General features: G+C 72.3%; 12 protein-coding genes. 5 read left to right on the top strand and 7 right to left on the bottom strand.

Going from position 1 to position 12,887, the window contains the following annotated elements; translation table 11 throughout:
* Window positions 1–52 precede the first annotated feature (52 nt).
* The gene (locus GUY59_RS15270; RefSeq protein WP_252374898.1) at window positions 53–622 is read left to right on the top strand and encodes a CGNR zinc finger domain-containing protein; all 570 of its coding nucleotides are present in this window, start codon (window positions 53–55) and stop codon (window positions 620–622) included.
* Between the two features lie 49 nt (window positions 623–671).
* Here GUY59_RS15270 and GUY59_RS15275 read toward each other — a convergent pair whose 3' ends face one another.
* A complete protein-coding gene (locus GUY59_RS15275; protein ID WP_138200447.1) occupies window positions 672–1,970 on the bottom strand; it encodes an MFS transporter in 1,299 nt (432 codons plus the stop codon).
* 170 nt (window positions 1,971–2,140) lie between these two features.
* On the opposite strand from GUY59_RS15275, the gene GUY59_RS15280 reads away from it, so the two are divergent.
* On the top strand, window positions 2,141–2,770 hold the full coding sequence (locus tag GUY59_RS15280) for an alpha-ketoglutarate-dependent dioxygenase AlkB (protein WP_138200448.1): 630 nt from the start codon (window positions 2,141–2,143) through the stop codon (window positions 2,768–2,770).
* Window positions 2,771–2,849: 79 nt separating this feature from the next.
* On the opposite strand, the gene GUY59_RS15285 is transcribed toward GUY59_RS15280, so the two are convergent.
* The 5 genes from GUY59_RS15285 to GUY59_RS15305 form a co-directional block, all read right to left on the bottom strand.
* The gene (locus GUY59_RS15285) at window positions 2,850–3,905 is read right to left on the bottom strand and encodes a WD40/YVTN/BNR-like repeat-containing protein (RefSeq protein ID WP_138200449.1); all 1,056 of its coding nucleotides are present in this window, start codon (window positions 3,903–3,905) and stop codon (window positions 2,850–2,852) included.
* 10 nt (window positions 3,906–3,915) lie between these two features.
* Window positions 3,916–4,824, bottom strand: a complete 909-nt coding sequence (locus tag GUY59_RS15290) for an alpha/beta fold hydrolase (RefSeq protein WP_138200450.1) — start codon at window positions 4,822–4,824, stop codon at window positions 3,916–3,918.
* On the bottom strand, window positions 4,821–5,084 hold the full coding sequence (locus tag GUY59_RS48680; protein WP_236667180.1) for a hypothetical protein: 264 nt from the start codon (window positions 5,082–5,084) through the stop codon (window positions 4,821–4,823). Before GUY59_RS48680 ends, GUY59_RS15290 begins: the two co-directional genes overlap by 4 nt.
* Window positions 5,085–5,425: 341 nt before the next feature.
* Window positions 5,426–6,301: a D-alanyl-D-alanine carboxypeptidase family protein gene (locus tag GUY59_RS15300; RefSeq protein WP_138200451.1), complete on the bottom strand. Its 876-nt coding sequence runs from the start codon at window positions 6,299–6,301 to the stop codon at window positions 5,426–5,428.
* Window positions 6,302–6,422: 121 nt separating this feature from the next.
* Complete coding sequence (locus GUY59_RS15305; protein WP_138200452.1) at window positions 6,423–7,601, bottom strand: glycosyltransferase family 4 protein; 1,179 nt, start codon at window positions 7,599–7,601, stop codon at window positions 6,423–6,425.
* Between the two features lie 271 nt (window positions 7,602–7,872).
* On the opposite strand from GUY59_RS15305, the gene GUY59_RS15310 reads away from it, so the two are divergent.
* Complete coding sequence (locus tag GUY59_RS15310; RefSeq protein WP_161714554.1) at window positions 7,873–8,577, top strand: DUF6348 family protein; 705 nt, start codon at window positions 7,873–7,875, stop codon at window positions 8,575–8,577.
* A 95-nt stretch (window positions 8,578–8,672) separates the two neighbouring features.
* Window positions 8,673–9,704 carry a LacI family DNA-binding transcriptional regulator gene (locus GUY59_RS15315; RefSeq protein WP_442938988.1) on the top strand — a complete coding sequence of 344 codons (1,032 nt, stop codon included), beginning with the start codon at window positions 8,673–8,675 and terminating at the stop codon, window positions 9,702–9,704.
* On the opposite strand, the gene arfA is transcribed toward GUY59_RS15315, so the two are convergent.
* Window positions 9,691–11,181, bottom strand: coding sequence for an arabinosylfuranosidase ArfA (gene arfA / locus GUY59_RS15320; protein ID WP_138200454.1), 1,491 nt, complete (start codon window positions 11,179–11,181; stop codon window positions 9,691–9,693). The genes GUY59_RS15315 and arfA overlap by 14 nt on opposite strands.
* Before the next feature lie 340 nt (window positions 11,182–11,521).
* Between arfA and GUY59_RS15325 the strand changes: the two genes are divergently transcribed.
* The gene (locus GUY59_RS15325) at window positions 11,522–12,856 is read left to right on the top strand and encodes an extracellular solute-binding protein (RefSeq protein WP_138200455.1); all 1,335 of its coding nucleotides are present in this window, start codon (window positions 11,522–11,524) and stop codon (window positions 12,854–12,856) included.
* Window positions 12,857–12,887 lie beyond the last annotated feature (31 nt).

A 12,887-nucleotide genomic window follows, 5' to 3' on the forward strand; every position in this document is an offset into this window, starting at 1 on the left:
GTTACGCGCGCTACGTGGACGGTCCAGGCCCCGGCGGGCATACGCTGCTGGAGTGGAGGTTCACCCGACCGTTCACTCGACCAAGGCGATGGCCGCGCGAGCCGTCGACCTGTGCGTGGCGCTGCTGCACGAGCAGCCGTCGATCGCGTCGGTGTCACGGATCCTGCGCGACCACGGGGAGATCGGCGAGCTCGATCTCAGCGAGAACGACCTGACGGCGATGCGGGACGCGGCCACCCGGCTGCGCGAGGTGCTGGGCGCACCGAGCACCGGCGAGGCGGCGGCCCTGCTCAACCGGCTGCTCGCCGGCGGAGCCCAGACGCCCAGGCTCACCAGCCACGCGGGCGCGACGACCTGGCACCTGCACGTCGACAGCGGTGACGACGCGCCATGGGGTGAGTGGTTCCTGGCGTCCTCGGCGATGGCGCTGGCGGTGCTGCTCGCCGACCACCAGCGGGTTCCCGGAGGGTTGTGCGCCGCACGCGGGTGCGGGCGGCCGTTCCTCGACCTCGGGGGCGGCAGCCCGCGACGCTACTGCAGCGCCCGCTGCGCCACCCGGGAGCGCGTCGCCGCCCACCGATCCCGCTCCGGCTCCGGGGCCGCGCCGCGCGTACCCGGCTGACCCCCTTCCCGGCGCCCGGCCGCCTTCGGTCACCACCTCCGGCCTCCGGTCACCGTCTCGGGAAGAGCACCGCCACGGCCACCGCCTGCAGCGCCGCTCCGGCCAGCAGGGCCGCACCGGGCGTGTACGCCGCCAGCGGGCCCGCCAGCGCGGAGCCGAACGCGTACGAGGTGATCTTCAGGCTGGCGGCCGTGGTGAACACCTGGCTCCGCAGGAGTGCGGGCGCCTCGCGGTGGCGTACGGAGAACAGCGCGGTGAGCTGCGGACCCTCACCCGCGCCCGCCACGGCGGCGGCGGCCACGGCGACCCAGAACGTCTCCGACACGGCCGCCAGCACCATCCCGGCCCCGAGCACCGCCGTCCCGCCGGCCAGCACCCGGTCCCACCACCGGGCAGCGTCACGGCCGGCCCGCGCCCGGCTCCCCGCGCGTGCCGGGGCGCGGGTGGCGAGGAGCGCGTTCACCGCCAGCCCGCACGCGGCCATGACGGCCAGCAGCAGCGCGCCGTGGCCGCTCTCGCCGGTGAGCCGGACGCCCAGCACGGGCGTCGCCACGACCAGCATGGCCAGCCCGGCACACGAGATCATCGACCCGGCCGTGGCCCTGCGCAGCGGCGGATTCCTGACGATGACGGCGAACCCCGCGACCAGCTCCGCCCTGACGGACCGCCCACCGCCGGACGCCCCCGCCTCGATGGCGGCCGGTGCTTCGACGGGCGGGCGCGTCCCACGGGGCCGCCGATCGGACGGCCTCGCCCCCGTGGGTGACCGGGCTGTGGATGACCGGTCCGTGGGGTTCGTGCCGGGGCGCGGGGGCAGGGCCCAGGCGATGGGAAGGGCTGCGGCCAGGAGCGCGACGCACGCGAGCATTGCATGGGTGGCGCCGCCCGCGGCCGCGAGCGCGCCCACCACGGCGGGACCGGCGAGCCCCGCCACGTTGTAGGTCATGGCGTCGAGCGCGGTGGCCCGGCCCAGCCGCTCGGGCCCGGTCACGAGCGGCAACTGGGCGGTCCAGCCGCCGGTGAGCGCGGGACCGAGCAGGCCGGTCGCGACCGCCACCCCGACGAGCAACGCCTCCGGCACCCGGCCGAGCCCGGAGAGGACCAGCAGGAGCCCGGCCGCGTACCCCGTCAGGCAGCAGGCCAGCAGCCTGCCGGGCCGCCGCGCCCGGTCGAGCAGCACTCCGAGCAGAGGCCCGCCCACGGCGGCCGAGACGGTGAGCCCGGCCAGCAACCACGACGCCGCCACGGGAGACCCTGTGACGGCGAGCCCCGCGACGAGCAGGGCGGGCCCGGACATCTCGTCTCCGGTACGAGCGGCCACGGCTCCGGTCATGTAACGCCATAACATGAGCAAGACGTTACATGAAGGTTCCGTGTGTGGGGGCGGGGTCGCCGGAAAGGGTGCTGGAGGCGCTTCGCGCCCAAGAGCGGCCCGGCCTGTGCGGACTGCGTGCCGCGCAGGCCGGGCGTGTCTCGGTGATCGAATGTGTGTTTGAACGATGACGTACACTCGTGGTCATGACAGCCGCGTTCCAAGCATCTCTGCTCGCCCTCGACGAGGAGCTCGCGATCGGGCCGCTCGGCGACACGGTGCGCAGGACCCACCTCGCCCACGGCGCCTGGATCGACCTCAGACCCGGCTGGCTGGCGGGCGCGGACGAGCTCTACGAACGGCTGGCCGAGACGGTTCCGTGGCACGCGGAGCGGCGGCACATGTACGACCGGGTCGTCGACGTGCCCCGGCTGCTGAAGTTCTACGACGAGCACGAGACGCTGCCCCACCCGGTGCTCGACGAGGCCAGGCGCGCGCTCGACCTGCACTACGGCGACGAGCTGGGCGAGCCGTTCCGCACGGCGGGGCTCTGCTTCTACCGCGACGGCCGCGACAGCGTGGCCTGGCACGGCGACACGATCGGCCGGGGCAGCACCGAGGACACCATGGTGGCGATCCTCTCGGTCGGCGACCCGCGCTCGCTGCTGCTGCGGCCGCACGGCGGCGGTTCCTCGATCCGCCACGACCTCGGCCACGGCGATCTCATCGTGATGGGCGGGAGCTGCCAGCGCACCTGGGAGCACGCGATCCCCAAGACCAGCCGCCCGGCGGGGCCGCGCATCAGCATCCAGTTCCGCCCGCGCGGCGTGCGCTGATCTGCCGGGAAGCGGCACTCCGGCGCGGCGGCCGGCCTCACGCGGGCGCCGCCCTCGAACGCCGGTGTTGAGGGGGAGGTCAGCGAAGGGTCAGGCGTGCGACCCGGCCCTGCTCGCCCGCCGCCCAGCATGACAGGTCCCGCGTGCACGACACGGTGTCGAACGAGCCGTCGTCGAACGTCTTCCAGCTCCTGCCGCCCGTGAACGTCACATCGCTCCCGGAGGGCCCGACCGCGACGGCGGCGAAGGGCGGGAAGGGCAGCCAGGTGACACCCGACCGGTACGCCGGCGGCGGCACGGCGGCAGCGCGCCAGGTCGCCCCGCCGTCCCCGGTGACCGCTCCGGCGCTCGGCGACTGCTGGCCGGGACGGTAGTCGCCGCCGACGGCGATGCCCCTGTGCCGGTCGCGGAAGGCCAGCGCGAAGACGCCGCGGGCCGGGTCGCCCGCCGGGATCGGGGTGTCGGCGACGGTCCACGTACGTCCGCGATCCTCCGAGTGGAACACCCGCGACCGCTCCGCCCCGCCACTGGGCAGCCAGGCGTCCCGGCCGCCCGCCGTCACGAGGCACTGCCCGCTCGCCGCGAACCCGGCCTCGCCCGGCAACGCCTCCGGCATGCCGTCGGAGGGCAGCACCTGCCAGCTCCGTCCGCCGTCCTCGGTCGCCAGGATGCGGAAGCGGCCGTCCACGGGGTCGCTCATGGCCAGCCCGTGCCGCCGGTCGAAGAAGGCCAGGCAGTCGTAGAACGCCTTCGGCTCGTCGTTCCTGAATGTCTCCGTCCACGTACGCCCGCCGTCGTCGGTGCGGTAGACGCGCGAGTCTGTGTGCTCGCCGATGGACAGCGCGACGGCGCTGCGCGCGTCGAACGCCTCGATGTCGCGGAACTCCAGCGCCGCCGCGCCGGGCGGTGCGACGTTCTGCCAGCTCCGCCCGCCGTCCACGGTTTTCAGCACGGTGCCCTCCGATCCGGAGGCCCACACCACGTGCCGGCTGACGGGCGACAGGCCGCGCAGCCGCGCCGTGACCCCGGTCCCCTTGAGCTCCCAGCCCGGCTCGGGTGTGCCGGCCTGGGCGGGAAGCGGGGCGGCGAGCACGAGGGACGCTGACAGAGCGCTCAACGCGATGCGAAGCTTCATGTCGGGCAAACTAGCCCAAAGGATCACCAGCGTCCATCGTTGCCTGCCCCTCGCCGAGGAACTCGCCGATCAGCGCGTTGACCCGGTCGGGGACCTGGCGGCTGGACCAGTGCCCGACGCCGTCAAGCAGGACGAACCGGCCGCCGGGGATGAGCGCGGCGGCGGCCCTGCTGCGGGCGGCGTTCACCCCCGCGTCCTTGTCCCCCTGGACGAGCAGGGCGGGGCAGGTGATCTCGCCGAGGTGCCGCCTGAGGTCGACGCGCATCCGCAGCGGGCCGATGGAGGCGTTCTGCCAGTCGGACGAGCCGGCTCCCGCGACCCGCACCTCCGCCATGATCTCGTCCACGACGTCGTCGAAGTCGTCGACGGGGCCGGCGAAGAGCGCACGCCTGGCGAACCGGGCGACGCTTTCTCGGCTCCTGAGCATGGCGCTCGGCAACGTCCTGCTCAGCAGCGGCAGCTTGGCGACGAGCCAGAGCGCCTGGTGCACGACGGGCGGGAACGACAGGATCCCGGCCGGGGCCAGCGCCACGATCCGGTCGACGCGGGAGGGGTGTTCGACGGCGTACGCGAGGGCGAGCGCGCCGCCCTGGGAGAGGCCGGCCAGGGCGGCCGAGGGCAGGTCGAAATGGTCGAGCACCTGGGTGATGGCGGCCAGCAGGCGCTCGTGGGTGGCCTGCCCGTTCCAGGGCCGGCTCCTGCCCTGCTTCGGCCAGTCGAGGGCGAGAACGCGGTGCCGGGAGCTCAGAGCCGGGATGAGGTGCCGCCAGCTGAGCAGCGCGTTGTCGATGCCCGCCCCGCTCAGCAGCAGCACGGGGGAGCCCCGGTCGCCCGCGCTGTAGACGTGCAGCCGGCCCTCCGGGCAGGTGAGGTAGGTGCCGCGGAGCCCGGACGGCTCCGCGGCCGTCCCGCCCGTCACCTGGTGCCCTTTTCCGTGCTGCCGGCTGCGGAGGACGTTCCCTCCCCGGCACCGGCGTCTGTGGCGGCGGCGTCTGTGGCGGCGAGGTACGCCTCCCACCGCTCCCACAGGGCCGGCAGCTCCTGTTCGAGGAACTGGTAGAGCAGGTGGACCCCGGCGAGCCGCTCACGACGCTCGGGCGCGCTGCCGGCCAGCATCCGCAGGCCGACCTCGGTCAGTTCACGGAACGCGGCCGTCTTCGCGTACCGGATGGCGACCATGCGGCTCCACCCGTCGGCGGCGATGCGGAAATACTCCTGCCGCTCGCCCCTGCGGCGGACACCCTGGACGAGACCGCTGGGGTGAGCAGCCGGGTGGCGCTGCTGATGGAGCTGCGGCTGACCCGGAGGACGTCCGCCAGCTCCGCCGCGCTCTGCTCCGGCGGGTCGCAAATGAGCAGCCATCCGACGACGCGGCCGGCGATCAGCGGCAGTCCCTCGCGGGCGAAGAAGACCGCGACGTCGTCGACGAACTCGTGCTCGGCTTCCGTGGGGGACTCATGTGCCGGACATTACCGTCATTGCAGTAATGACTGCAATGACGGCAGTGGGGGCATAGTGGCTCAGGCGGACACGCGGGACCCGCCCCACGACAGCAGGGTCTCGGCAGTGCTGAACCGGCGGCTGGAGACGGACTCGTCGAGCAGTACGCCGACCAGCCGCCGCCCCTCCACCTCGCCCGCGAACGCCAGGCAGTAGCCCGCCGCCCGGGTGAAGCCGGTCTTCAACCCGATCGCGCCCGGCGTCCCGAGCAGCCTGTTGGTGTTGCGCCAGCTGTAGGCACGGTGGTCGCCGGTGGCGGCGAGCGTGTGCCGCCGCGTACCGGCGACCTCCTTGATCAGCGGCACCTGGAGGGCCTTGGCCGCCAGCAGGGCCTGGTCCGCGGCCGTGGAGTAGCCGTCGCCGCGCGGGGTGGGAAGGCCGTCGGCGTTGACGTACTCGGTGTCGGACATGCCCAGCTCGCGGGCGGTCGCGTTCATCTTGGCGACGAATCCCTTGACTCCGGGGCCGTATGTGCGTGCCAGCGCGTGGGCGGCGTCGGCGCCCGAGGGGAGCATCAGGGCGTACATCAGTTCGCCGACCGTGAGGCGGTCGCCGGGGCGCAGGTCGGCTGTGGTGCCGCCGCCGTCCTCCGCGTACGCGACGTCCTCCGCCTTGATGCGGACCACGTCCGTGGGGTTGGTGGACTTCATGACGACATATGCGGTCATGGTCTTGGTCAAGCTGGCGACCGGCATCCGTTCGCCGGCATCCTTGCTGAAAAGCACGTCGCCGGACTCGGCGTCGATCAACTGGGCCGCGCGGCCGTACACCGCGGGGGCGTCGGTTTCGACGGTGGCGACGGCGGGCGGCGCCTGGGCGCCGGCAGGAGCGGTGACCCCGGTGACCAGGGCGGCTGCGCCTGCCAAGGCGACAAGAGGGGCTTTCCTGATACGCATGACGACAGGGTGCCGCCCTTTTTGGCATGCTGTTGACGGAATACAAGAAATCTTGTGACTGATGGCCAGAAGGCCCGATATTTCGGGGCTTTTCGTTAGGTAAATCTTTTACCGGAAACGCCTATCGATCGTGCCAGAACGTCTCTGTGATCCGTTCACCGTGCGCCAGCGCCGCGAACAGATCCTCCCAGAGTGGCATCACCTGCTCCGGCCCGTAGGCCCGTGCCGTCTCCGCCGCCGCTTTGCCCATGCGCACCCGCAGGTCCCGGTCGGAGACGACCCGGTTCAGGGCGTCGGCCAGCGCGCTCACGTCCCGAGGCGGCACCAGCACCCCGTCCGTCCCGTCGGTCAGCACGTCCTGGGGACCCGTCGGGCAGTCGAACGCGACGACGGGCAGCGCGTGCGCCATGGCCTCGATCATCACCATGGGCAGGCCCTCGAACCGGGAGCTCAGCGCGTACACGGAGGCGTTCGCCAGCTCCAGGTCCAGCCGGTCGGCACGCCCGGCAAGCGTGACGTGCCCGCCCAGGCCGAGGCGCTCCACGAGCCCGCCGAGCTCCGCCCTCCTGGCTCCCGTGCCGAAGATGCGCAGCCGCCATTCCGGATGCTCGGCCACCACCCGCGCGAAGGCCTCGATGAGCAGGTCGAACCCCTTCTGCGGGGTCAGCCGCCCGGCCGCGACCACCACGGGGTTCACCTGCCGCGACGGCTCACGTTCCACCCGGTGGACCGCGTTCGGGATCTGCACGATCGGCGCCCCCGGCAGCAGGCGCTCGTACGCGTGGCGGTTCGTGCGGGTCGGTACGGCGACCGCGTCGAGGCGGCCGTAGTGGCGGGCGATCTGCCTGCGGATGGTCTCGGGATAGGCCGACAGGTTCATGTGCTCCTGCGCGACCGTGAGGACCCCCTTGGGCGCGCGGCGGGCCGCGATCAGGCTGAGCGCGGGCCTCGTGGTCACGAGGACTCCGTCGCGCAGCGAGGCCACGTAGCCGATCGCGGCGCGCTCCACCCGTTCGGTGAAGTACGCGGCCGCGAACTCCCCGCGCGGCACGATCTTCCCCCGCAGCCGGCGCCACGCCCTGCGCCCGAGCGGGTCCGGAAGCCTGCCGCCGCGCTGGTCCACGAGCGTCACGATGGGCACGCGCGGATCGAGCCTGAACCGGGGCCGCTCGCATCGCCGTACGAGGCTGACCACCTCTACGTCGTGACCCGCGGCGGCCATCGCGTTGGCGTGGTTGACGACCGTGCGGATGGTGCCGCCCATGCCGTAGGCGTGCAGCATGAAGTAGCGGATCCTCATGGGGCGTGCTCCCGGGTCCGGCAGCCGTGTGCCCGCGTGTCCGGGGCGGGCGGCACGCGTGCGGCGGGCGCGCGTGAGGGGGCGGGACCGGACCTGGCCAGCGTCGTGCTAGATGTTCGCTGCCGGTTCATGCCGGTGCAGAGTAACGACCGTTCCTGGCAGTTGCCTGGCAACGGCGGCACGCAGGGCGGGGCGCGCGTCCGCGCACATGATGATCAACACTCGCTAGGGTGGCCCGGAGCGGTGCCCGGCGAGGTCGAGAGGGATGAGCATGGACGAGGTACGCCCGGAGGACGACGTGATCCTGGGCATGATCGCCGATCGCCTGAGTGCGGCCATGGGCAGGCCGTGGCAGGTCGAAGGGGGCGTCGCAGGGGTCATGGCCAAGGGGCCGGGCACGCTCGCCGTCATGCTGGGGGACGACCACTCCGGCGGTCCGCGCCACCTCGACCTCGACTTCGTGCTCAACGTCGACCGCCCGGGGGACACCACGATCAGCGACTGCGTGGCGGGCTACGGCGGCACCCCCGAGGAGGCGCTCGACCGGGCCGTCCAGGTGTGGCTCGGCACGACCGGCAGCGCCCTGCTCGAACTGCTCGTCCAGGACGGCTCGCACGCCGGCCACTTCGGCCCCGGCGACCCCGACGGCTTCCCCGGCTGGCACGCCATCCATGGCGGCATCATCGGCTGGGGCACCGGCGACGACCACGAGGCCGTCCAGCGGTGGGCCGTCCAGCACGTGCTCCTGCCGCACCTGGCCCCCGCGCTGAAGGGCACATTCGAACGCGAGGGACTGATCGGCGTCAAGGCGTTCTTCGGCGGGGGCGAGGGCACCGAGACGGCCGAGGTCCGCGTCAACGGCGCCTACCACGAGACGGGCTCGCGCGCCCTAACCGAGCTGGACTGGCCACGCCCCGAGCAGGGCCTGTCGTACGCCCGCACGTTCGTCCTGCTCGTGCACGACGAAGCCGGCTGACCGCCGCCCGCCCGCGCCCGCCGCGGCCAGGGCGTCCACCGGCCGCGCGCTCGCCCCCTCCGCCTGTTAGCGTTACCGCCAGGGGGTGAGCCGCGGTGAGATCCAGGAATGGCAGGCCTGCGGTGCTCATGGACGTGGCGGTGCTCGCCGGTGTGTCGGCCATGACCGTCTCGCGAGTGCTGAACGATCCCGACCGGGTGCGTGCCGAGACCCGTGCGCGGGTGCTGGCCGCGGTCAGGGAGCTCGACTACCGGCCCAACCAGGCGGCCCGCCAGCTCGTGACCGGCCGCTCCGGCGTGCTCGGCGTGGTCAGCATCGACACCACGCTCTACGGCCCCGCCACCACCCTCTACTACATCGAGCAGGCCGCGAGAAACGCCGGCTACAACGTCAGCATCGCCAGCCTCAGCTCGCTCAACCGCAGGTCGATGGAGGATGGCGTGCAGCGGCTGCGCGCCCAGGCCGTCGACGGTGTGATCATCGTCGCGCCGCACGAGTCGGCCTCCGAAGGGCTGCGGCACCTGCCGCCCGAGATGCCGGCCGTGGCGGTCGACGCCGGCGACGACATTCCCGTGCCCGTGGCCAAGGTCGACCAGCGGGCCGGAGCCGTACGCGTGACCAGGCACCTGCTCAGCCTCGGCCACCGCACGGTCTGGCACGTCGCGGGCCCGGCCGACTGGCTCGACGCCAACGGCCGCATCGAGGGCTGGCGCGGGGTGCTGGAGGAGGCCGGCCGGCCGGTGCCCGACGTGGTGCGCGGCGACTGGAGTGCGCGCTCCGGCTACCGGCTCGGGCGCGGCCTGGCGCAGGAGCCCGAGGTAACCGCCGTGTTCGTGGGCAACGACCAGATGGCGCTCGGCGTGCTGAGGGCGCTGCGCGAGGCGGGGCGGCGAGTGCCCGAGGACGTCAGCGTGGCGGGCTTCGACGACATCCCCGAGTCGGCCTACTACTGGCCGCCGCTGACCACCGTACGCCAGGACTTCGGCGAGGTCGGCCGGCTCGCCTTCCACATGCTGCTCGATCGGATGGCGGGGGCCGACACCGACGGGCGGCGCCTGGTCGAGCCGGAGCTCGTCGTCAGGGAGAGCACCGGCGCCGCCCCCGGGATGAGCGTCAGGCCAGCCTGATCACGTTCCACGACACCGGCGGCAGCAGGACGCGGGCCGGGTCGTGCTCGACGTCGGGGTTCGGCCTGGGCGCGATCCGGTCGGGGGCGTCGGCCGTGTTGCGGGCGTAGACGTCGGCGTCGGTCAGGGTGGTGGCCTCGACGATGCGCCGCCCGCCGAGCGCCCGCGCGTCGATGGTCAGCGACAGCGGCGCGTCGGTGGAGCGGTTGACCGCGAACAGCGTCGTGCCCTCCTCGGCGTGCGTGGCCACGGCGTGCAGCAGCGGCACCTCGCCGTACTCCTTCGTCTCGTACGACGGCGAGACCGGCTCCACCCGCAGCACGTCGCCCGCCGCGTGCCTGGACGCCTGCGCGAACGGGTGGAACGTCGTCTGGCGCCAGGCCCGCCCGCCGGGCTCCGTCATGATCGGCGCGATGACGTTCACGAGCTGGGCCAGCGACGCGGCCGTCACCCGGTCGCTGTTGCGCAGCAACGTGATCAGCAGCCCGCCGAACGCCACCGCGTCGGCCAGATGGTAGTGGTCCTCCAGCAGCGGCGGCGCGACCGGCCAGTCCTTTGGCGGCTCGGCGTTCTGGAACCGCGACAGGTACCAGACGTTCCACTCGTCGAAGGAGACGTCGATGCGCTTGCGCGACTTCAGCCGTGCCCCCACGTGGTCGGCGGTGGCCACGACCGAGGAGATGAAGTACTCCATGTCGGTCGAGCAGGCCAGGAAGCTGCCGAGGTCGCCGTCCTTCTCCTCGTAGTAGGCGTGGCAGGAGACGTAGTCGACCACGTCGTACGTCTCCTCCAGCACCGTGGCCTCCCACGCGCCGAAGGTCGGCATGCCCGAGCCCGAGCTGCCGCAGGCCACCAGCTCCAGGTTCTTGTCCATCGTGCGCATCGCGCGGGCGGTCTCCGCCGCCAGCCGGCCGTATTCGCGGGCCGTCTTGTGGCCGGTCTGCCAGGGGCCGTCCATCTCGTTGCCGAGGCACCACATCCTGATGCCGTGCGGTTCCTTCGAGCCGTTGGCGACGCGCAGGTCCGACAGCGTGGTGCCGGAGGGGTGGTTGCAGTATTCGAGCAGGTCGAGGGCCTCGGTGATACCGCGGGTGCCGAGGTTGAGCGCCATCATGGGCTCCACGCCTGCCTTGCGGCACCAGCGCACGAACTCGTCGACGCCGACCTCGTTCGTCTCGGTGCTGTGCCAGGCCAGGTCGAGCCGGCGCGGCCGCTCGGCGAGCGGGCCGATGCCGTCCTCCCACCGGTAGCCGGAGACGAAGTTGCCGCCGGGGTAGCGGACGGTGGACACGCCCAGTTCCCTGGTCAGGTCGAGCACGTCGCGGCGGAAGCCGTCGCCGTCGGCCTCCGGGTGGTCCGGCTCGTAGATGCCGGTATAGACGCATCGCCCGAGGTGTTCGACGAACGTGCCGAAGGTGCGCCGGCGTACCGGAGCCACCTTGAACGCGGGATCGAGCGTGATTTCTGCCTGGTGCACGGAGAGGACTCCTGGTGTCGCGCGGGCATGACGTCGTTTGAGATTGTTAGCGTTATCAGTAGGTGGGGTCAAGGGTCGGGCTCGCTCCTCCCGTCCCGGCAAGCGGTTTCCGCGGAGGCCTTGACATGCCAGGTGTTACCGCTAACACTCGGGTAACCCCAACGAAACTAGGGGTCTGCGCGGCGACCCCGCAACCCGGCGGATCGCCACCGTCGCCTGCGACGCGGTGCGGCAGGTTGGTTCGCGGGTGCCCTGAAAACCTCTGTTGTTAACGAGAACATCAGCGAGCACGGCCAAGCATCGGCACGGCCAAGCATCGTCTCGGTAGGAAGAGGCCACTGTGCACGGTCCCCCCGTCATCTCGCGCCGGCATCTCCTCGGCGGCAGCCTCGCCCTGCTCGGGGCCGCCGCCTCCGGCTGCGCCATCCCCGTGGGACTCGGCTCCTCCCAGACACGGGTCCAGTACTGGCATTTCCTGGGCGCGAGCGACGGGATCATCATGAACAACATGGTGAACGCGTTCGCCGCGAAAGCCCCGGAGATCTTCGTCGAGGAGAACGTGCTCGCCTGGGGCGAGCCGTACTACACGAAGATCGCCATGGCGGGCTCCGGCGGGCGATCGCCCGACCTGGCCACCTTCCACCTGGCCAGGCTCGCCGGGATCGGGGCCGGCCAGATCCTCGACCCCGTCAACGAGCGCCTGCTGGAGGAGGTCGGCCTGCGTGGCTCCGATTTCAGCCCGCCGATCTGGGAACGCGCTCACATCGACGGCGTCCTGTACGCCATTCCGTTCGACGCCCACCCGATGGTGCAGTACTACAACACCGACATCTGCGACAAGGCCGGGCTGCTCGGCTCCGACGGCAAACTGCGGCCCACCAACGGCGTCGACGAGCTGGTGGAGCAGCTGACCAAAGCCAAAGAGGTGATGGGCGGCAAACCGCCGCTCGCCTTCGACTCGCTCGGCCTGGGCACGGTCGGGCCGTGGCGCGTGTGGTGGTCGCTGTACCCGCAGAGCGGCGGCACCCTGCTGTCCGACGACGGCACCACGATCACCATCGACGACGCCAAGGCGCTCGAAGCGCTGCGGTTCATGCAGCGGCTCGGCAAGGAAGGGCTGTGCGACTGGCGCACCGACTACGGCGCCTCCGTGGCCAACTTCACCAACGGCCAGGCCGCCTTCCTGTGGAACGGCGACTGGGAGACCACCGGGCTCAAGGACCGCAAGACGCCGTTCAGCATGACCCGCTTCCCCCCCGTCTTCGGCACGGGCTCGGCGCAGGCCGACTGCCACGCGTTCGTCCTGCCGCACCAGCGCGACCGCGACCCAGAGGTCGAGCGCGCCACGTACGAGTTCATCGCCTACCTCGTCAAGAACAGCGCCGAGTGGGCCGTGGCCGGCCACGTGCCCGCGTACCTGCCGACTCTCGAACTGCCCGAGTATCTCGCGCTGGAGCCGCAGTCGGAGTACCGCTCGGTCATCACCGAGGTCGCGCTCGATCCCCAGGTGTGGTTCGCGGGCTCAGCGTCCCGGTTGTGGATCGAGTTCGGCGAGGCGTTCTCCCCCGTCATCAGCGGTGAGCGGACGCCGGAGGAGGGCCTGGCCGCGGCCAAGGCCTCGCTGAACCGGCTGCTGTCCGCCCCGAACCCCTTCCCCGACGAGAAGCGCCCATGACCGGGATCACCGAGGACCCCGGCATCTTGGT

The organism is Nonomuraea sp. K271, from assembly GCF_009908215.1.
GTDB classification, from domain to species: domain Bacteria; phylum Actinomycetota; class Actinomycetes; order Streptosporangiales; family Streptosporangiaceae; genus Nonomuraea; species Nonomuraea longispora.

Bases quoted from the DNA above. Each gene is read 5' to 3' on its own strand.
- GUY59_RS15275 (WP_138200447.1), bottom strand. From the start codon at position 1,970: ATGTTATGGCGTTACATGACCGGAGCCGTGGCCGCTCGTACCGGAGAC.
- GUY59_RS48680 (WP_236667180.1), bottom strand. From the start codon at position 5,084: ATGGTCGCCATCCGGTACGCGAAGACGGCCGCGTTCCGTGAACTGACC.
- GUY59_RS15285 (WP_138200449.1), bottom strand. From the start codon at position 3,905: ATGAAGCTTCGCATCGCGTTGAGCGCTCTGTCAGCGTCCCTCGTGCTC.
- GUY59_RS15305 (WP_138200452.1), bottom strand. From the start codon at position 7,601: ATGAGGATCCGCTACTTCATGCTGCACGCCTACGGCATGGGCGGCACC.
- GUY59_RS15280 (WP_138200448.1), top strand. From the start codon at position 2,141: ATGACAGCCGCGTTCCAAGCATCTCTGCTCGCCCTCGACGAGGAGCTC.
- GUY59_RS15310 (WP_161714554.1), top strand. From the start codon at position 7,873: ATGGACGAGGTACGCCCGGAGGACGACGTGATCCTGGGCATGATCGCC.
- GUY59_RS15300 (WP_138200451.1), bottom strand. From the start codon at position 6,301: ATGCGTATCAGGAAAGCCCCTCTTGTCGCCTTGGCAGGCGCAGCCGCC.